Source organism: Desulfoconvexum algidum, from assembly GCF_055382125.1.
Map to the genome: position 1 here is coordinate 1,874,425 of NZ_AP042394.1, position 19,557 is coordinate 1,893,981.

The 19,557-nt window shown below is 46.2% G+C and carries 21 protein-coding genes; 10 read left to right on the forward strand and 11 right to left on the reverse strand.

Translation table 11 applies throughout. The features are described from left to right. Nucleotides 1–77 precede the first annotated feature (77 nt). The 8 genes from ACZ45G_RS08555 to ACZ45G_RS08590 all read left to right on the forward strand — a co-directional run bounded on the left by ACZ45G_RS08555 (nucleotide 78) and on the right by ACZ45G_RS08590 (nucleotide 5,719). Nucleotides 78–296: an AtpZ/AtpI family protein gene (locus ACZ45G_RS08555; protein ID WP_464176998.1), complete on the forward strand. Its 219-nt coding sequence runs from the start codon at nucleotides 78–80 to the stop codon at nucleotides 294–296. Continuing rightward, a complete protein-coding gene (locus tag ACZ45G_RS08560) occupies nucleotides 296–697 on the forward strand; it encodes an ATP synthase subunit I (protein ID WP_464177000.1) in 402 nt (133 codons plus the stop codon). Before ACZ45G_RS08555 ends, ACZ45G_RS08560 begins: the two co-directional genes overlap by 1 nt. Before the next feature lies 1 nt (nucleotide 698). Next, nucleotides 699–1,388 (forward strand): F0F1 ATP synthase subunit A, encoded by a 690-nt coding sequence (gene atpB / locus ACZ45G_RS08565; RefSeq protein ID WP_464177002.1) that lies wholly within the window; start codon nucleotides 699–701, stop codon nucleotides 1,386–1,388. Nucleotides 1,389–1,463: 75 nt separating this feature from the next. Continuing rightward, on the forward strand, nucleotides 1,464–1,733 hold the full coding sequence (atpE, locus tag ACZ45G_RS08570; protein ID WP_464177006.1) for an ATP synthase F0 subunit C: 270 nt from the start codon (nucleotides 1,464–1,466) through the stop codon (nucleotides 1,731–1,733). Between the two features lie 195 nt (nucleotides 1,734–1,928). Beyond that, nucleotides 1,929–2,348 carry a PilZ domain-containing protein gene (locus ACZ45G_RS08575; protein WP_464177009.1) on the forward strand — a complete coding sequence of 140 codons (420 nt, stop codon included), beginning with the start codon at nucleotides 1,929–1,931 and terminating at the stop codon, nucleotides 2,346–2,348. Nucleotides 2,349–2,359: 11 nt separating this feature from the next. Continuing rightward, nucleotides 2,360–2,665: a hypothetical protein gene (locus tag ACZ45G_RS08580; RefSeq protein ID WP_464177011.1), complete on the forward strand. Its 306-nt coding sequence runs from the start codon at nucleotides 2,360–2,362 to the stop codon at nucleotides 2,663–2,665. 2 nt (nucleotides 2,666–2,667) lie between these two features. After that, on the forward strand, nucleotides 2,668–3,606 hold the full coding sequence (locus ACZ45G_RS08585) for an AAA family ATPase (RefSeq protein WP_464177013.1): 939 nt from the start codon (nucleotides 2,668–2,670) through the stop codon (nucleotides 3,604–3,606). A gap of 64 nt (nucleotides 3,607–3,670) precedes the next feature. After that, nucleotides 3,671–5,719: an ATP-binding protein gene (locus ACZ45G_RS08590; protein WP_464177015.1), complete on the forward strand. Its 2,049-nt coding sequence runs from the start codon at nucleotides 3,671–3,673 to the stop codon at nucleotides 5,717–5,719. Nucleotides 5,720–5,737: 18 nt separating this feature from the next. On the opposite strand, the gene ACZ45G_RS08595 is transcribed toward ACZ45G_RS08590, so the two are convergent. From ACZ45G_RS08595 to ACZ45G_RS08635, 9 genes are all read right to left on the reverse strand, one after another. Beyond that, the gene (locus ACZ45G_RS08595) at nucleotides 5,738–6,169 is read right to left on the reverse strand and encodes an ACT domain-containing protein (RefSeq protein ID WP_464177017.1); all 432 of its coding nucleotides are present in this window, start codon (nucleotides 6,167–6,169) and stop codon (nucleotides 5,738–5,740) included. Nucleotides 6,170–6,205: 36 nt separating this feature from the next. Next, nucleotides 6,206–7,510, reverse strand: coding sequence for a phenylacetate--CoA ligase family protein (locus ACZ45G_RS08600; RefSeq protein ID WP_464177019.1), 1,305 nt, complete (start codon nucleotides 7,508–7,510; stop codon nucleotides 6,206–6,208). Nucleotides 7,511–7,544: 34 nt separating this feature from the next. After that, the gene (locus ACZ45G_RS08605; RefSeq protein WP_464177021.1) at nucleotides 7,545–8,333 is read right to left on the reverse strand and encodes an enoyl-CoA hydratase-related protein; all 789 of its coding nucleotides are present in this window, start codon (nucleotides 8,331–8,333) and stop codon (nucleotides 7,545–7,547) included. 36 nt (nucleotides 8,334–8,369) lie between these two features. Next, nucleotides 8,370–10,160 carry an N-acetylmuramoyl-L-alanine amidase gene (locus tag ACZ45G_RS08610; RefSeq protein ID WP_464177023.1) on the reverse strand — a complete coding sequence of 597 codons (1,791 nt, stop codon included), beginning with the start codon at nucleotides 10,158–10,160 and terminating at the stop codon, nucleotides 8,370–8,372. Between the two features lie 3 nt (nucleotides 10,161–10,163). Next, nucleotides 10,164–12,836 (reverse strand): DNA mismatch repair protein MutS, encoded by a 2,673-nt coding sequence (gene mutS / locus ACZ45G_RS08615; RefSeq protein ID WP_464177025.1) that lies wholly within the window; start codon nucleotides 12,834–12,836, stop codon nucleotides 10,164–10,166. Nucleotides 12,837–12,888: 52 nt separating this feature from the next. Beyond that, entirely contained in the window at nucleotides 12,889–13,308 is a 420-nt protein-coding gene (locus tag ACZ45G_RS08620; RefSeq protein WP_464177029.1) for a LapA family protein, read from the reverse strand. Nucleotides 13,309–13,480: 172 nt separating this feature from the next. Next, nucleotides 13,481–14,032 (reverse strand): peptidoglycan DD-metalloendopeptidase family protein, encoded by a 552-nt coding sequence (locus tag ACZ45G_RS08625; protein WP_464177031.1) that lies wholly within the window; start codon nucleotides 14,030–14,032, stop codon nucleotides 13,481–13,483. Further along, nucleotides 14,032–14,223, reverse strand: coding sequence for a CooT family nickel-binding protein (locus ACZ45G_RS08630; protein ID WP_464177033.1), 192 nt, complete (start codon nucleotides 14,221–14,223; stop codon nucleotides 14,032–14,034). Before ACZ45G_RS08630 ends, ACZ45G_RS08625 begins: the two co-directional genes overlap by 1 nt. 84 nt (nucleotides 14,224–14,307) lie before the next feature. Beyond that, complete coding sequence (locus ACZ45G_RS08635; protein ID WP_464177035.1) at nucleotides 14,308–15,003, reverse strand: metallophosphoesterase family protein; 696 nt, start codon at nucleotides 15,001–15,003, stop codon at nucleotides 14,308–14,310. A 214-nt stretch (nucleotides 15,004–15,217) separates the two neighbouring features. Between ACZ45G_RS08635 and hutC the strand changes: the two genes are divergently transcribed. Next, the gene (gene hutC / locus ACZ45G_RS08640) at nucleotides 15,218–15,937 is read left to right on the forward strand and encodes a histidine utilization repressor (RefSeq protein ID WP_464177038.1); all 720 of its coding nucleotides are present in this window, start codon (nucleotides 15,218–15,220) and stop codon (nucleotides 15,935–15,937) included. A gap of 61 nt (nucleotides 15,938–15,998) precedes the next feature. After that, nucleotides 15,999–17,555: a histidine ammonia-lyase gene (hutH, locus tag ACZ45G_RS08645; RefSeq protein ID WP_464177040.1), complete on the forward strand. Its 1,557-nt coding sequence runs from the start codon at nucleotides 15,999–16,001 to the stop codon at nucleotides 17,553–17,555. Nucleotides 17,556–17,658: 103 nt separating this feature from the next. Here hutH and ACZ45G_RS08650 read toward each other — a convergent pair whose 3' ends face one another. Then, the gene (locus tag ACZ45G_RS08650; protein ID WP_464177042.1) at nucleotides 17,659–18,387 is read right to left on the reverse strand and encodes a UPF0280 family protein; all 729 of its coding nucleotides are present in this window, start codon (nucleotides 18,385–18,387) and stop codon (nucleotides 17,659–17,661) included. Beyond that, nucleotides 18,380–19,549 carry a deoxyguanosinetriphosphate triphosphohydrolase family protein gene (locus ACZ45G_RS08655; RefSeq protein WP_464177045.1) on the reverse strand — a complete coding sequence of 390 codons (1,170 nt, stop codon included), beginning with the start codon at nucleotides 19,547–19,549 and terminating at the stop codon, nucleotides 18,380–18,382. Before ACZ45G_RS08655 ends, ACZ45G_RS08650 begins: the two co-directional genes overlap by 8 nt. Nucleotides 19,550–19,557 lie beyond the last annotated feature (8 nt).

Here is a 19,557-nt window from a genome sequence, read left to right on the forward strand (position 1 = left end):
TTGCTTTTCAGAATATTTGATCTTTGTAAAGTTAAAGACCTAATCCTTAGGGATGGTAAACGAGGAGAGGCAAAGAGATGAAAAAGGAAACAGGCAAAACCGTAAGAGAACTGGGATATTTTGCCAGTCTCGGCATGTCGGTTGCGCTTTCGATTTTTATCGGTCTTGGCCTGGGAATTTGGCTGGATAAAAAATTTGATACAGAACCTGTTCTGTTGTTTGTGGGGCTGGCACTCGGCATTGCGGCTGGCTTTTCCAACATTGTCAGGGCAGGGAAAAAAGGACAGAAGTATTAATGCAGGATCTTGAAAAAATTGTTAATTTTGTCACCAAATCCAATTGGCTGCTGCTCATCGCAACCAGTTCCTTGGCATTGATGACAACACCGACAAAGGTCTCTTTGGGGGTTTTGTTGGGGGGGCTGATTGTGGCCATAAATTTCCAACTTTTAAAGAAAACCGTTGTTAATAATTTTCGTCCCGATGTGGTATCAGAAAAAGGGGGTTCCTTTATAGGGAATATCCTGGTGAAATACTATATCCGATTTGTGATAAGCGGGGGACTTATTTTCCTGCTTATATCAAACCATATTGTTCATCCGTTAGGACTTTTGGCGGGCCTTTCGGTGGTTGTTGCAAGCATGTTTCTGGCAACTATGCTTGAGTTAATGAGATTATTTTTCAAGGAGGCGGTATAAGGTGGAACATCCATATTTGTTACTAACGTCGTTGTTTGGAATGCTGGGAATGGGAGAATGGGCTGCAGCCCATCCACATGTTACTTATATGTGGTTGGCCATGGTCATATTGATATTTTTTGGCTGGATTGCGGGGAAGAGCGTTTCCATGGTCCCGAAAACTGCCCAGAATGTTTTTGAAGTACTGATTTCAGGTCTTGAGGAGTTCATGGTAACGGTTACCGGAGATGAAGGCAGAAAATCTTATCCCCTGGTTCTAACCATCTTTTTGTTTGTTCTTTTGGGCAACCTCATGGGGCTGGTACCTGCATTTTTTCCACCAACAGCCAATATCAATACCACCCTTGCCCTGGCTTTGATTGCTGTTCTTTGGAGTCATGTGGTGGGTGTCCAACGCCATGGCATCAAATATATCAAGCATTTTCTGGGACCTGTTCCCGCAATGATCCCCTTGTTTTTTCCCATTGAGGTTATCGGACATACGGCCAGGGTTCTATCGCTTACCTTCCGTCTGTTTGGAAACATGGCAGGCCATGAGCTGGTTGTCGGGATCCTTCTGGGGCTGGGCGGCATGTTTTTGGCACCGCTTCCGGTTATGGCCCTGGGCGCTTTTGTGGCCCTGGTACAGGCATTTGTATTCTTTCTCTTGTCCACCATGTACATTGCCGGTGCAATAGAGGAATCGCATTAATCAGGTTGTTTTACGGGAACTTGGAAGAAGCCCCCGTTATTATTTATATTAATTAATTGTAATAAGGAGTAACAAATGGAATTTCTAGTTGGTAGTGTATGGGCAGCAGGTCTTGCAATTGGTATTGCCGCATTTGGTTGTGGTATTGGTCAGGGTCTGGGTCTTGCGGGTGCAATGAGTGGTATTTCAAGAAACCCTGAGGCAGCTGGTAAAATTCAGGTTAACATGCTGATTGGTCTTGCCATGATCGAGTCTCTTTGTATTTATGCATTGGTTGTATCCCTTATCCTCATGTATGCCCATCCTGCTCTGAAAGGCGTTATCGCTGCAGTAGCCGGTCACTAAGCCATACCATAGGACGAAAAAAGTTTTTACTTTAAAGGTGCAGGGCATTTACGCTCTGCACCTTTTTTTGTTTTAAGGGAATATTGCCGATTTTACTTGCCTGAGTTTGGTATACCTGATATGTTTTGGATCTGTTTAGGTGTTATTTGCCATAATTTCGGTATAAATTAATTTTGGCCGGTGGGAAGGTGGGTAATGAAAAACGAGTCAATTGAGCTTCAAGGTGGGGCCAAGCAAAAAGAATCAGAACCACTGGTTCGTCAATCCTTTCGTATCCCAGTCGCTGAGAAAGAATCCGTTCACGTTATTATTAAACAAAACCGGTATCGTGTGTCCAATATCAGCCAGGGAGGCGTTGGCATCAGTTCTGATCGTCTGTTTGGTTTTAAATTCGGTGAAATTTATACCGGCTGTGAATTGATATTGCGAAATCAAAGATTCAAGGGACTGACCGGTAAAATTATTCATTATTCCCCTTCAGCATCCGGGCCATTGGAACATGGGATTCAATGGGTAGGTCTTGATGGGGAACAAAGGCATTCCTTTGATGCTGTTTTTTTAGAAATGAAGTCCCGTGTCCTTGAAAACAATGACCGAAATATAAGCAAGGGCTGAAGACTGGAAAAATGGTAGAGAAAAAAAATATTATGGACAGTATCCTGGGTCATGATGACCAGGAATTTGCAGGCCGGACTCGAGAACTGGATTGCCTCATCTATCGCAATGATGGTGGGATGAAAAAGAAAAAAGTGACCGGGGCGGTGGAAAAATCCTGGAAAGTCTCAAGGGACAATGTGTCGGTTGAGATCTGGGACAGCAAGGCAAAGATTAATGTAAAGGTATCCCCTGGAACTGGTCCCAATATTTCCATGAAACGGATTGCCAGTATTGTTGTTGACGCTATTCTTGAGGAATTGAAAAAGGAGGGATAGGGGTGGTTATTATCTGTCCGAAGTGTGCCAGAAAGCTTAAAATAAATCTGGACATGGTCAAAGCTCATATTGATTCTGGAAAAACAGTTTCTGCAACCTGCAGAGCGTGTAAATATAAATTTCCGGTATTGATGGATCAGCTGGTTGATAGCTCATCCAATGAAAAAGAGGGCAACAGGGCTGAGGCCAGAAAAATTTGTATAACCCTTAGCAAAGGGGGGGTGGGAAAGACAACCACCAGTGTGAATCTCGGGGCTGGGCTTGCCCTGGCCGGGTACAAGGTTTTGCTGGTGGATACAGACACCCAGGGACAATCCTCCTACATTCTGGGGAAGAAACCCAAGGCCGGATTAACAGAACTTTTGACCAAGGAGTTGACCCCGGATGAGTGTGTTGTTCAGGCCAGAAAAAACTTGTGGCTCCTGAGTGGTGGAAAATCTCTTGCCGGTGTGAAACGGATTATTGACCGGAAAAGTTTCGGTGCTGAATGGACCCTGTCCGAAGCTATGAAACCTTTGGACCATCAGTATGATTTTATTCTCATTGACACCTCTCCCGGTTGGGATCAGCTCATTGTAAATGTCTTGTTCTATGCCACGGAGGTCCTGGTGCCGGTGGCCCTTGAAGTCATGCCATTGCATGGACTTTCAGAATTTATGAAAAGTCTTGGCTCCATACAAAAATATCGAAATGAAATCAGTTTAAAGTATATTGTTCCCACTTTTTTGGATACCCGGATAAAAGGACCCCAGCGACTGTATTCCGAACTCAAAAAATTATACCCCGAATATATGTGCACTCCGATCCGGTACAGTGAAAGTCTGGCCGAGGCACCTTCCTTCGGGAAATCCATTTTTGAATTTGCTCCGGGGTCCACGGCCTCCGCAGATTATCGGGCGCTTATAAGAAAAGTGAGCATGAATGAGAGCGCCCTTCTTTAAGGACCACAAATAAAGTTGATGTAATGACGAGCCCAACTATACTATGGGGACAGGGAAAAAATGAATGGGCCTGAAATCACGAATTATTACTATTGTTGTCTTTGCATGCAGCATTATTAACTTGTTCTTGTGTTTCTATATCACCGAGCAAATAAAAACCCTTGAATTTCAGAGTCTGCGTATCAAAATCGATAAAGCAGCATATATGATGCGGCTTGTTAATGCCAGGCCCCTTTATAATGTGGACAAAGAAACATTGAGGGTTAATCTGGAGACCTTTTTTGATGATCCAAATATGAAAAGTATTTTCATCCAGGAATCTGAAATTGACCTGGATCTCCATTTATCTCGTGAATTTAAATCCAAAGGATTGGAAATTCAAAAAAGTTTTTTTATTTACCACAAAGGCCTTAAACTGGGTAAAATGAAGGTGGTTTACTCCACCAGCCTCATTGAAAAAAAGTTGGCGGGTTTTCGAAATCAAATGCTCTATTTTACCTTTACGATAACCCTGTGCCTTGCCCTTATTCTTACCCTTCTCATTCACAAATTGATGCAGCCCGTGACCAAACTGACCCAGGCGGCATCTGAAATAGCTGCCGGGAATCTTGAACGGGAAATTGAAATAAACGGGGTAGGAGAAATTGGTGACCTGGCCCGGAATTTTTCATCCATGCGGGATGCGATTCAAGAGAAAATCAATGACCTGGCCTTGACCAATAAAAACCTTGAGGCTGAAATATGTTTAAAAGAAGAAAATGAAAAGAAAATTCTCCATCAAAGCATATGTATCTCTTCGGTAAATACTTTTTTCCAACGCTCCATGCTGGCAAAATCCTATAGGGAAGTTGCTGAGTTGTTTATTCCCATTGCCCTGGCAATTATTCCCAGCCGATATTGTTTTGTCGGCGAACTTTCTGGAGATGAGCCTGGTCAAATCGAGATGCTGGCTGTCTCAGACGGAGTCATGGCAGACTGCCCCCTGGACATGGGACATAATCCCCTGGTTCAGGGGAAGGAGCTCCGTGGTATCCTGGCCCGGGTAATTTTTGAGAAGGTTTCCCTGATCTCCAATGACCCTTCTTCCCATCCTGATTTTGTGGAAATACCTGAAAACCATATCCCCATTGACTCTTTTCTTGGGGTTCCCATAAAATTGGGGGCAACGGTGAAAGGCATTGTGGCCTTTGCCGGAAAGGAAAACGGGTATGATGAAGGCGATAAGGAATCGGCCCAAATGCTTACCGTTGCACTGATTGAAGCCTTGAGTCTTAAAAAGAAAGAAGATGAAAAGCGCACGCTTGAAGAAATGATGGTGCAATCGGAAAAAATGGTTTCCCTTGGGGGCTTAGCTGCCGGAATGGCCCATGAAATCAACAATCCCTTGGCCGGTATTTTGCAAAATTCCCAGGTGATCCAAAATCGCCTTAAAACAAAATTACCTGCCAATATCGCAGCTGCCCGGCAAACGGGGATAGACCTTGATCTCCTTGAAACCTATATGGAAAAAAGGGGCATCTTTAAAATGCTCGATTCCGTTCTGGATGCAGGCAAACGGGCTGCTGCCATTGTCTCAAACATGCTGTCTTTTTCCCGGAAAAGTGCTTCGGGGTTTGTTCCGGAAGATATCGGCCTCTTACTGGATCAGACCCTTGAACTGGCTGAAAGTGATTATAATCTGAAAAAGCGGTTTGACTTTAAAAAAATAGAGATCAAAAGAGACTATGCAAAGGGGTTGCCCCGAATTTATTGTAAAGCCAGTGAACTTCAGCAGGTATTTTTCAATATTTTGTCCAATGGTGCCCAGGCCATGATGGGGATCGAAGAAACACGAGTTTCCCCTTGTTTCGTTTTGAAAATATTTAAGGAAGATTCAATGCTCTGTGTCCAGATCAGGGACAATGGCCCGGGCATGGCCCCTGATACAAGAAAAAGAGTGTTTGAGCCGTTTTTTACCACTAAAATTGTGGGGGAGGGAACCGGGCTTGGTCTTGCGGTTTCCTATTTTATTATTACGGAAAATCATAAAGGCCATATTGAAGTAACTTCCCGCCCCGGCCAGGGGACAAGTTTCCTTATTAAACTCCCCCTTAACCTAAGAGGGAGTCAATAAACAAGGTTAACAGCACCTTTAAAGATCAGAGATTTCCTTACCCGTAATAACCTTGATTGAGCGTTCTGCAAGGATTTTCAAGGCTTTTTCAGGGTCGTCAAACCGGAAGATCATGATGGCATTTTTGCACTGGGGATTGGCAAAGGCATACATGTATTCCACGTTGACATCCTGTTCGCACAAGGGATCTAAAACCTTGTTCAGCCCGCCTGGTTCATCACTGACTTCAACGGCAAGTACCTGGGTTATTCCCACGGTAAACCCTTCTTTTTTCAAGGCAAGTTCTGCTTTCTCGTTGTCATTGACAATGAGTCTTAGAACGCCAAAATCTGTTGTGTCAGCAAGGGACAAGGCCCTGATATTCACATTGGCATCCCTGAGGATGGCTGTGACCTCTGCAAGGCGCCCCTCTTTGTTTTCAATAAAGATGGATATCTGTTTTGCAAGCATATGAGTTCTCCTCATCTTATTTTATAGGTTTTGGGTTTATAGCTTTCGGTTATCAATAACCCTGACGGCTTTGCCCTGGCTTCTTTGGATGGTTTTGGGTTCCACAAGCAGCACCTTTGCCGACACCCCGTGATGTTCTTTTATATTTTCGGAAATATGGGTTTCCATTGCCTGGAGACTTTTGATGTCGTCACTGAATAATTTTTCATCTATTTCAACTTTCACCGTCAGGGTGTCCAGGTTCTTTTTTCTGTCCACCACCAATTGATAATGGGGTAAAATTCCCTTGGTTTCCATGAGAACACTTTCGATCTGGGAGGGGAATACATTAACCCCCCGGATAATGAGCATGTCATCGCTCCGGCCCGATGGCTTGTTCATCCGTATATGGGTTCGACCGCAGGCACAGGGTTCAGAATTCAAAGAAGTGATGTCCTTGGTGCGATACCGGATGACCGGGAAAGCTTCCTTGGTAATGGAGGTAAACACCAGTTCCCCTGTTTCTCCATGGGGCAGGACCTCTCCTGTATCGGGGTCAATGATTTCAACAATAAAATGATCTTCAAACACATGGAGCCCCTTTTGCTCTTCAAGGCATTCAATGGAAACCCCGGGTCCCATGACTTCGCTTAGTCCATAAATATCAATGGCCTTTAAATGAAGTTTTGATTCCAGTTCCGCCCTCATGTTTTCTGTCCAGGGCTCTGCCCCGAAAATACCGGATTTAAAATGAAGATCCTTGAAATCAACCCCCATCTCCGCTGCGATTTCTGCAAGATGCAGAATGTAAGAGGGGGTGCCACATAGAATGGTGGGTTTAAAGTCCTGCATAATGGTGATCTGGCGTTTGGTGTTGCCGCCGGATACCGGGATTACGGCCATCCCTAATTTTTCTGCACCGTAATGGGCACCAATGCCCCCGGTAAACAAACCGTATCCATATGCATTGTGGAGTATGTCCCGGGAGGTTGCGCCGGCGGCTGAAAAACTTCGGGCGATAAGTTCTGCCCAGGTATGAATATCGTTTTGGGTATAGCCGACAACCGTTGGTTTTCCAGTGGTGCCCGAAGAGGCATGAATCCTGACAACCTGCTCCATGGGAACGGCAAACATATCATAGGGATAGTTGTCCCTCAGGTCCAGTTTGGTGGTAAAGGGGATCCGTTGAAGATCATTGAGACTTTTGATATCTTCTGGTTTTATTCCAGCCTTGTCAAAGGACTTCTTATAAAAGGGAACCGTGGCATAAATCCGTTCAATGGTGGCTTGAAGCCGTTTGAGTTGGACAGCCTCAATCTCTCGTCGGGGCATGGTTTCAAAAGTATGGTTATAAATGGGCATAGAGGGGTCCTTACTAAAGTAATTTCAGGCGTGCTTAGTTGAGCTCGCCTTTGAACACGGGTTTTCGTTTTTCCAGAAAGGCGGTGGTACCTTCCTTGGCATCTTCACTGACCATGGCGATCCCGAAACCGTCATTTTCTATTCTGCAGCCGGTTTCAAGATCAGCGGCCGTACCGTTCTGAATGACTTCCTTGGCAGCTCTCAGGGACACTTTTCCCTTGGCGGCAATCAAAGTGGCTGTTTTCAAGACTTCTTCCATCAGGGTTTCAGGAGAACAAACTTTGTTGGCAATTCCGTATTCAAGGGCTTTGTCTGCCCGGATATTTTTCCCGGTAAAGACCATTTCCTTGGCCCGGTTTTTTCCCACAAGCCTTGCAAGTCTCTGGGTACCGCCAAATCCGGGGATCAGGCCAAGGGTGATTTCAGGCAGACCAAAGACGGCTTTTTCCGAGGCATAGATAAAATCACAGGCCAGGGCGGCTTCGCTTCCCCCGCCCAGGGCAAAGCCATTTACCGCGGCAATGGCAGGGATGGGAAGATCTTCAATTTTTGAAAATATCTTCTGGCCTTTTCTTGAAAAAAACTTGGCCTGGAGGGGATTCATTTGTGAAAGTTCTAAAATATCAGCACCTGCCACAAAAGCTTTATCCCCCGCACCCGTGAGAATCAGTACCCGGATGCTGCTGTCATCGCGTACCATGTCAAGGGCCGTATTCAGTTCGTCGAAAAGGGCATTGTTGAGTGCATTCAAGGCTTTTGGTCTATTAAAAAAGATAGTGGCAATGTTGTTTTCGACCGTAAAAATAATGTTTTCAAAAGACATGATTTCTCCTTTCTTTTTGTATTAATATTGTTTGAATCATAATTGTTTTGGGTTTGTTGCGTTAATATATTTTTCAATCCCATCGGTAATGGCATGACATACGGTATTTCTATAGGATTCTGTCAGCAGTCGCTGGCATTCTCGTTTGTTGCTGATAAATGAGGTCTCAATGAGAATGGAAGGCATTCTGGCCCCCAAAAGTACATAGAAGGGGGCTTGCTTGACACCGTGGTCAACTATGCCTGAATATTTTTTTTTCATTCCCTGAATCATGGATTTATGCACATCATTGGCAAGTCTGGTTGATTCTTCAATCTTAGCATGTTTCATCAAATCGCTTAAAATATATTCAAGATCGGAGATATTTTTCTTGGAGGTGGCATTTTCCCTTGCGGCCACGGTAATGGACTGATCATCGGTTGCCAGGTTCAGTATATAGGTTTCAAACCCGGTGAGGCGTTTGTTTTTAGCGGCATTGCAGTGCAGGGAAATAAAAAGATCGGCCCGTTGGGTGTTGGCAATGGCGGTCCGCTCTTCCAGGGTTAGTTTTTTGTCTGTTGACCGGGTCAGTTCCACGGTGCAGTTGAGCCGGGTCCGCAGTTTTTTGGCAAGGTTTAAGGCAAGTTTTAGTACAATGTCTTTTTCCCAGACACCTTTGATATAGCCTGGCGCCCCTGGGTCTGGTCCGCCGTGGCCCGGATCAATGATGATTTTTCTGACCCCCAGTGCCAGCTGCCTTGCAATATCCGATGATCTGAGATTATCCGTGGTAATGCGTGAGGTTTTAAAGGGGCTCTTTGGATCTTTTTGGGCAATGGGTTGTTCCGGTGACCCATTGGACCCCTTGCCCCATACATCGATAATAATTCTAAAGGGGTCTTTTAATGAAAAAATTTTATAGTTTTCAAAGGATTTGATGTCCACCACCACCCGGACGGTATGGGGCAGGTATTGGCCGGCCCTGGTCTGATTTAACAGATTGTCGTTGATGGGAATATGCGCGGCAACATCCTTGCCCAGCTGGGTTTTTTCAATATCAATATAAAGTCTCTGAAATGGCTTGTTGATGGTGGGGTCCTTCTTCAGCAGCCGATGGGAATAGTTTCGTTCGCCCGAGGCGTTAATCACAATTCGGGTATATTCCGGATTGGACCAGAACCGCAGGTCAGTTACCAGGGTGTCACCCCTTGGTAGCGGTTGTTCAGGTTTTGCCAACTGGGTATCGGGTGCCTGGATATCGGTTGCCAGCATAGGGGACTGGGGTGGTTGGTTTTCTTCTGTTTCTTTGTCCTTTTCTGCTGCCAGTATCAGTTTTTCCAGGTCCAGGCTTGCCTGCTCCCGGTTAAATCGTTCTATTCGTACATCATTCCGGGTTTCTTCCTTTTTTGAGCGCAGGTGTTTGATCTGTCGTTGGACGGGGGTGGCGGCAATGGATTTGAGTAGAATTTTTGCCCTTCCGCTGTAGGCGCTTTTGGGGTATTTATTTCTAATCCGGGTCAAAAGATCAATGGCCCGGGATTTATGAGTCTTATTTTTGGATCGGTTGAACAATTGGAGAGAGAGTTCTGCTGCCTTGTACATGCCGGCGGGTGCCCAGGAACTTTTTGGGTAAACTCTGTAGATGGTTTCATATCGCCGGATGCAGTTGAGCCATCCCGACACCTTCTGCTGTTGGGTGGAAGAATGCCTCAGCTTTTTAAAACAATCGTCGGCGGCCATGTATTTTTGTTTTGCAGAATCGGCCTGCCCCATGGCAGGGAAACTCATACAGATGATCATGCAAAGGAGCAAGAATATAAAATGGGGTGCCAGCCGAAATCTTTCCATCTTTTAAACTATTGCCTTTTTTTTCAGATCATTTAAAAAAATAAGGGCATCCAAAGGGGTCATATTTGAAATGTCTGCTTTTTCCAACATTCTTTTTAGACCGGTGTCGCAATTTTCAAACAATTCAAGCTGGCCATGGTCCCTGGCTTTCTTTTTTCTTTTGGAGCGTTTGGGTTCACTTGATGGCATTGAAATATCCAGGGGCTGTTCTTCCTTTTTTTCTCGTTCGATTCTGGACAATACAGATTTGGCAGAATCAATGATACGATCCGGTACGCCGGCCAGTCTGGCCACCTGTATTCCATAGCTTTTGTTTGTCCCGCCCTTTACCAGGCGCCGTAAAAAAATGATGTTGTCATTAAATTCTTTGACGGCTATGTGATAATTTTTAATCCGAGGCTTAATTTCCTCAAGCCGGATCAGTTCATGGTAATGGGTGGCAAATAATGTCTTTACCCCCAACCCCTTCAAATCATGGAGATATTCCGCAACGGCCCAGGCAATGCTCATGCCGTCATAGGTACTGGTACCCCTGCCGATTTCATCTAAAATGACCAGGCTGTTCTGGGTGGCATTGTTGACAATGTTGGCGGTCTCCTCCATTTCAACCATAAAGGTGCTCTGGCCCGAGGAGAGGTTGTCCAGGGCGCCGACCCGGGTGAAGATCTGGTCTGTCAGGCAGACAGATGCTTGTTTTGCCGGTACAAATGAGCCCATCTGAGCCATGAGTGCTATGAGGGCCACCTGCCTTAAAATCGTTGATTTACCCGCCATATTCGGCCCTGTGATCAGCAATTGCTGGTGATCCACACAATCCAGGCGAATGGAGTTGGGAACAAAGCGTTCGCCTGTGATCAGCTTTTCCACCACCGGGTGTCTGCCCTCTTGGATGTCAATGGTGTTGTCATCATTTATTTCGGGTTTGGTGTATCCGTTTTCAGAGGCCGCTGTTGCAAGTCCCTGGAGGGTATCGATTCTGGCTATAAATTGGGCCATCTTTAAGATAAGAACGGCTTTTTCAACCACCTGTTCCCGAACCGAAGTGAAAATCTCATATTCAAGGGCGTTTCGTTTGTCCTGGGCATTCAAAATGGTGGATTCAACTTCCTTCATTTCTTCGGTGATAAAGCGTTCAGCATTGACCAGGGTTTGTTTCCGGATATAGCTATCGGGCACTTGCCCGGACTGTGCCCGGGAAACCTCGATGAAATATCCAAAAACCTTGTTATATTTAATTTTTAAAGAAGAGAGTTTTGTTCGTTCCCGTTCCGTGGCCTCAGCCCTGGCAATCCAGGATTTCCCATCCCTGGTGATGGAGAGCAGTTCGTCTAATTTCGGGTCGTAGCCGTCGTTGATAAGATTTCCTTCATTCAGAACAGGGGCGGCATCCTCCCGGATGGCCTCATGTATCAAGTCGGCAAGGGATGCAAGACCTGTTAACAGGTGTGCCTGATTTTCAAGGAGGCTGCCATTTAAATCAGGATGTTTAAACAAAGCAAGTTCCCGAAATAAGCTGGGCAGTTTTTTCAAGGAATTTTTAAGGGAAATAAGATCCCTTGCATTTCCCTGGCCCATGGAAATTTTGCTGCCAAGGCGTTCAAGGTCATACACGGATTTTAAATGGGTGATGAGCAATTGGTGGATATGGGATGCCCCAAGAATTTCCTGGATACAATCCAGGCGTTGTTCAATCTTTGTCCGGTCAATTAAGGGGTATCGTATCCAGTTTTTGATCAGCCGCCCGCCCATGGCCGTAACCGTCCTATCCAGTACGAAAATCAGGGTTCCCTTTTTGTCCAGGGTCTGGATATTGTTTAACAGTTCCAGGTTTTTACAGGATCGCTCATCAATTTTTAAAAAATTTTTTATATCATAGGGCGTAATCTGGAAGATGTGCTGGGTATCCTGCATCTGGGTATCCTGGACATAGGAGATCACAGCCCCGGCTGCGGCAATGGAAGCCCTGTGATTCTCGATGCCAAATCCTTCGAGACTGCGGGTTTTAAATTTTTTTTGCAGCCGTTCCCTGGCCTCTTCCACATGGAAGCACCCCTTGTCAAGATAGGTGATCTGTCTATTACAAAAGGCGTTCTTTACCTGCTTGTAGACCGGATCTGTTTTAAAGGAGGCGGGTAGCAACACCTCCTTGGGATCTAATTTCAGCGCTTCGTCGATCAAGGAAAATGGAATAAAGTTTGCGGTCCTTTCCATCTGGCAGGTTTTAAAAGTCCCGGTGGAAATATCAAGACAGGCAAGCCCTGCCGCCTCTTTTGTTTTTGAAATCGCCACTAAAAAATTATTGGATTTTTTATCCAGAAGGGATTCGTTCAGGATCATACCCGGGGTGATAACCCTCACCACTTCCCGCCTGACAAGTCCCTTGGCAAGGGCAGCATCCTCCACCTGTTCACAGACAGCAACCTTGCAGCCATTTCCAATAAGTTTGGCAATATAAGTGTCTGCCGCTTTGAAAGGAATTCCGCACATGGGAATAGGAGAACTGTCATTCTTGTTTCTGGATGTCAGGGTAATTTCAAGGATGGCAGCCGCTTTCAGAGCATCTTCGAGAAACATTTCATAAAAATCCCCCATTCGGTAAAAGAGTATGGCTTCTTTGTATTGCGCTTTGATGGACAGATACTGTTCCATCATGGGTGTGTTTTTTTTGGGGGTCATGGACGGTTTTGTTTCAGATGATGGGTCACTGTTTTTTTTGGGCTCATCTTCTCTATATGTCGTTGGATGGTTTTTCATCGCCTGAAGCAGAGGAGGTTTCCACAGTATTCTCAAGAACGGGTTTTTCCATCTCTCGTTTAATGTAGGGGTCGTGGACAAAAACATCCAGTTTTGTTTTTAAGTCATTGATCTCTTGTTTCAGGGTTGTAACTAACTTGTCCTGGTTCTTGATTTCTCTTCCCAGGCGGAATGCCGTAACGAGTCCTTTCATTCCGGTTATTAAAAGCCCCAGTCCAAAGCAGATGCCCCAGTATGCAATGAGGGGAAGTGCCGGTATTGTCCACTGCCATGTGGAAACTTTAAAATCAATGTGCAGTGCAGATGGGGTCATAAAATAATCCAGGTTCTGGTAAACCAGTGTGCTGAGCAGCCCTATAATAACCAGCAAAAAAAGAGTTTTAATCGTCTTCATTCATTTTCTCCATATTGTGGGTCCCTGTTATGAGTCCAGTGTAAATTATAATTTTTTGGTAATCATAGATCAAATTTAGTTTTTTTTCAATTCTTCTTTTGGGATTAAACCGCCTGAAATATTGGACCTTAACGGTATTAATGAAAATAATTAAATAAAAATCAAATAATAATTATATAAAAATGGGATTAATCAGGTTAACCTTTCCCCGGTCTGGAAACAAATCCCAGTTAAGATTTTCCAATGGGATTTTGTCCATCAGCTCAACACAGGAAAAATGCAGGTGGGACAATAGTTTCGATTGTTTTTTGCTTGTGTCAAATGTCCGGCCAATGACCTGGCCTCGTTCAACCCGACAACCGGGCACAATCTTTTCTTCAACTTCCAGATGGGAATATACAAAGACCACCTTGGGGGAAAGGGGGGCAATCCCGTCATGCGCTATGACAAGGGATTCTCCCAGAAAATCCTTACATCGGTTTAAAATAAGTCCTTTGTCCATGGCAGGAATATTCGCATTCTTTGCCAGGGGGGTTATTTTTTTGCTGCCTTCTCTAAAAAAGCAGATATCAATCCCTTCATGGGCACAAGGCCTAGTGCCAAAATCATCCCACCATTTGCCGTAACTGTCCAGAAGCATACCCGGGTAGAAAAGCCATGTAATGTTGTCCCCTAATCCATTGGCCCTGGCCAGGGCCGCAAGATATTGGGAAAAATGTTCCATTAAAGGGCTTTGAGGATTATTTTATGTGCCATGAGGTTAATATCTTCGATAATACCTTTGATTTCCATACTTTCGCCCAGAAGGCCTTTTAAAACAAAGGCATCCTTACCCGCCGGTGTAATGGCAGCCACATTTTCCATTATCAGTTTTTCCACATCGTTTTCTTTTAAATATACATTTGATTCACACATCTGCTTTTTCCTTTATATGATTTTTATCAATCTTTATTTTAATGGGAAGTTGCCCCATCCTCTGGATTCCATACCACTCCCATTTCAGGGTTGCAAGAAATTTACCCGGGGCGGGGTATCTTGTTGAAGGTCAATGATGGCACCATGGTGATTCTTATTCATGGCACAGTTTACAACCAGGGTGCCTGGTATACAATTAGTCACAAAGTCCATGCCGGCCTGTTCATGTATATGACCGCACAGGACCATTGCGGGGTGTGTTGTTTTGATAAAGTCCAATAGATTTTGACTGCCTGCACTGAATCGATTGCCCACCTTGTCACAAATGCCCCTTGGCGGCGGATGGGCCACCAGGATGGTGTTCTTGTCCATGTGGGGCAAAAGGGTTTTAAAAAGCTGGTTTTCCCCCAGGCAGACCCTTGAGGCAAAGGGCAGGGGGATGCAGCCGTTTATTCCCACAAAAGGAACGCCTTGAACTAGGTGGGCGGATGTGCCCAGAAGGGTTAAATTTTTGGTTTTTGCAAGGCTGGGTTCCATTCGTTTGAAATCTGAATTTCCCCGGATGCAGAGAACAGGCGGCCTGCTCTGTGCCTCCGGTTGCCCTATTTTATCTAACTGCCCTATTTTATCTAATTGGTCTATAGTTGATTGCCATCGAAAATAACCGGTTATATCCCCGGCAATAACAATCACGTCTGGTTTAAATTCTCTTGAGACGTGGGATAGTGTCTCAATGTATTGTGTTTTTCCATGTATATCGGCTACCGCATAAATACGCATAACTTGGTAAATTACGCTTGTACCTGGCATAAATCAAGGGATAATTGGCTAAAAATGAAAAGAATTCATTCCCTGTATTTTCCCCCTGGTGGTGTTGACATTTTTCCCTGGATTGGATACTACTTGTCTATACAAGCATAGAAGTGAAACCAAAAATTTTTGAATTCCAATATAAAAAAATACTAATGCGTTTTTATGAAATTCAGGACAAATCGTGGGAAAATTAGATCAGCCCTGTGCGCTGTATGAACGAATAAAAAAAAGTGTTGTCAGTGATATTGAGTCCGGCAGATTAAATCCCGGGGACAAGGTTTCTTCAGAAACCCAGCTTGCCAAGGCATTCAATGCCTCCAGGATGACGGCCAACCGGGCCTTAAAAGAGCTGGCTGAAGAAGATAGAATCCTCAGAATCCAGGGGGTGGGTACCTTTGTGGCAACTCCCAAACCCGAAGCATCCTTGTTGGAGATCAAGAGTATTGCCAGGGAAATCAAGGCGTGGGGGGGGGTTCATTCTTGTGAAATTCTTTTGCTCAAAGAAGAAGGGTTGTCCCGGGATATAGCCGTTAAAATGGACCTGACCGAAGGGGGATCTGTTTTTCATTCCATCCTTTTGCACAAGGACCGGGGGGTTGGGGTTCAGTATTCCGAGCGGTATGTCAACCCGGCCGTGGCCCCTTTATACCTGGACCAGGATTTTACCCGAATAACTCCCAGTGATTATTTGCTGAACCTGGCACCCATTCAGGAAGCCGAACACGTCATCGAGGCGATTCGGGTGAACAAGACCCTCCAGCGCTATTTAAACATTGCATCCGAAGACCCTTGCCTTTCATTGACCCGGCGGACCTGGGCCTTTGATCGAGTGGCAACCTATAGTAAGATTATTTCTCCGGGGCCGCGCTATAAACTCAAGGGGAAATTTAGCCGCAAATAGTCCGGTATGCATTGGTGTGCCGGTGGGCTCCAAATGGGGCAAATCAGAAAGGGAGATACAAATGACTCATAAAATGACCCATAAAATGACCGATAAAATAGTTCTAAACGGTGAAAAATTTCAATTGGAAGAGGTGGTGGCCATTGCACGGCAGGGGGTTGGAGTTGCCATTTCCGTTGAGTCGGAAGCGCGGATACGAAAGGCCAGACAATTGGTTGATCGATGGGTGAAGGAGGGGGTCAGGATATATGGGGTGACCACGGGTTTCGGCGCCCTGTCCGATGTGACTATCTCCCTTGAAGATACCAAAAAACTTCAGCGAAAGATTCTTTTAAGCCATTCCGCCGGCATGGGAAACAATGCGGCAGACGATGTGGTCAGGGCCATGATGGCCCTGCGTATCAATGATTTTTGCCGGGGCAATTCAGGGTTGCGCCTTGAAACCATTGAAAAGCTGGCCCAGCTTTTAAACACAGGCATCATCCCGGTGGTACCGGAAAAAGGGTCTGTGGGCGCCAGTGGCGATTTGGTACCCATGGCCCACCTGTCACTGGTTCTCATTGGGGAGGGGGAAGCCTTTGTGGACGGGGTGCGCATGACAGGCGCCAAGGCCCTTGCAAAAAAGGGTATATCCCCCCTGGAACTTGAAGCAGGGGAAGGCCTTGCCCTGATCAACGGCACCCAGTTCATGATTGCCCTTGGGTGTCTGGCCCTCCATGATGCCCTGAACCTGTGCAAACATGCCGATATTGCCGCCAGTATAAGTCTTGAAACCCTCATGGGGACAAGAGCTGCCTTTGATCCCAGAATTCACAGGGCCCGGCCGCACATAGGCCAGATGAAGGCGGCGCGGAACATGCTCAAAATGACGGAAAATTCAGGCATCATCTCCTCCCACAGGGACTGCTCCCAGGTTCAGGATGCCTATACCTTAAGATGTTCTCCCCAGGTGCACGGGGCCTCCTGGGATGCCTTTGCCTATGTGGACCGGGTGATCCGGGTGGAAATGAATTCCTCCACGGAGAACCCCCTTATTTTCCCGGAATCCGAAGAGTTTATTTCGGGTGGCAACTTCCATGGTCAGCCCCTGGCCCTGGCCTGTGATTTTTTGGGCATTGCCATTGCAGAGCTTGCCAACATTTCAGAGCGGCGCATTGAACGACTGGTCAATCCCCAATTATCCGGGCTGCCGGCTTTTCTGGTGGAAGACGGGGGACTCAACTCCGGCTTTATGATTGCCCAGTATGCCGCCGCATCCCTGGTTTCCGAGAACAAGGTTCTTGCCCATCCAGCTTCTGTGGATTCCATCCCCACCTCGGCCAACAAGGAAGACCATGTGTCCATGGGGGCCTTTGCCGCCAGAAAATGCCGGAATATTGTGGAGAATACCGAAGAGGTGATTGCCATTGAACTGCTTTGCGGGGCCCAGGCCATTGATTTGTTTACCAATTTCAAGGCAGGAGACGGAACCCTGGCCGCCTATGAAGTGATCCGAAAAAAGGTGGATTACAGAAAAGAAGACAGGCTTTTGTCCACGGATATTGCCAAGGTCAAGGCGTTGCTCCAAGACGGCAGCATTGTAAACGCCGTGGAGGCTGCGGTCGGCACCCTTTATTGATAGTGCCCATGGCCTGCTTCCCGATTGAAGATGTCCGGTTTGAGAAGTACGGTTGGAAATATACGGTTGGAAATATACGGTTGGAAATATACGGTTGGATGGGTCAGGGGAGCCGGACAAGTTTCAGGTCTCCCCAGAGCCCGATCTGTTCTCCCTTGATAATCACAATCCCCTGGATTCCCTGGATTTGTTTTCCCTGGTGGAGGGTCTTTTCAATGTCCCCCTTCTCTTTCACTTGATTGCAAAGGGCGGTTGCGGCCGCATCGGCTAAGGAACAGGAATAGGCCAAAACGCTCACGGCATCAGCCGCACCAAAGCTTTTGGAATGGCCCAGGGTGCCAGAAGAGGTGCACATGGCAAAGGGGTGCTGTTGTGGTTCCACCAGGATCCCCGTGGTCATGCTCAAGGGGGAGTTTCCCGCATAAATGCTGAACACGGTCTGGGTCGCTGAGCAAATAAAAATATCGCCTCCGTTTTCCACCAGAACCTCAGGGGACAGGGCCAAAAGTTTGCGTCCGACATATTCGGCCATTGCCCCGGCCACGGCAGCCATGGGGCCTACATTGGTTTGTTTGGCGGCTTCCATCATATCCATGACAATGGCAGGGGCGATCCGGGGCAGGGGTAAGGGAGAAAGGGCTGTTGCAAATTCCGGGTGTTCAAGGATATGGGTCTCAAGATATTGTCTGTATTTTAAGGTCGCCCGGATGGCCTGGTCTGACAGGTCTGTTTGGGCCTGGATATTCAGATTGGTTTCTTTAACGGTGATTTCAAAGGAGACAAGTCCTGTTTTTTGATGCTGTCTGCGGTAAACCCGCCTATCCTCAAACATTGTCAATATATTCAGGTGTGAGATGGGGGGGGGCCTGGCGGATGAAATAGGAATCTGTCATGCCGGAAATAAAATCCCGGATAATCTCAGGGTGGGTATGATCTTCTCTGTATTCTGGTGCCATCCCGTTTAAAAATTTCTTAAAAATATCAGAAGACTGCTGTCCTTGTTCAAGGTCGGACAGATACCGTTCAAACAGGTATTTAAATATCTCCTCAATGGAAGACAGATGCCGTTTGATCGCCGGGTTTTTGTAGATATAGCGATAATTAAATTTTTTGAGTCCTTTTAATGCCTGGGAAATGGGTTCTGAAAATCCAATATAGGGCTGACCAAGACTGTTATGGATCAGGTCGGTCACCAGGTTGAAGACGATGGTGCCGTTGGTCTGCCCCAGGGTCTCTTTGCAGTCTTTGGGTACCTGGTCCCGGGCAACGATCCCAAGGCGGATGGCATCCTCCAGATCCCGGCCGATATAGCTGATGGTATCAGCCATTTTGACCACGCATCCTTCCATGGTCATGGGAGTTTCATTGCAGACGCTTTTGGCTTTGATCGTCCTAACCATGGCGTCAAAATCATCCAGGGAGCGATCTCGGTCCGGGATCAGATGTTTGGAGTGGGCCTCTCCGTTGTGGCATACAATGGCATCCATGGTTTGGAGGCTTAGGTTTAAACCCTGTCCCTGTTTTTCAATTCGGTCCAGAAACTGGATACTTTGAAGGTTATGGTGGAAGTGCCCGGCGCCGTGGGCATGGGTCAGTTTTGACAAAAATGTTTCACCGTCATGGCCAAAGGGAGCATGTCCTATGTCGTGTCCTAGGGATGCCGCTTCAAGAAGATCCTGATTTAAGCTCAGGTACCGGCCAATGGTCCGGGCCACCCTTGATACCAGCTGAACATGGAGAACTCGGTGGGTGAGGTGGTCGTTTTTTATAAGGGAAAAAACCTGTGTTTTATCAATATACCGGGTAAAGGCCATGGAGTTGAGGATTCTGTCCGCATCGGCGCTGAAGGCCAGGCGGTATTCATTATCCCCATGGGGTTCGCCTCTTCGTCTTTGGGCGGCGTGGGAAAAACAAGCCAGGTCACTTAGCGTGTTCTTTTCCTGAAGAATAAGAAACTCTTTAAGTTCCCTGGCTTTTTTTAAATTATCATTCAAAATTTTAG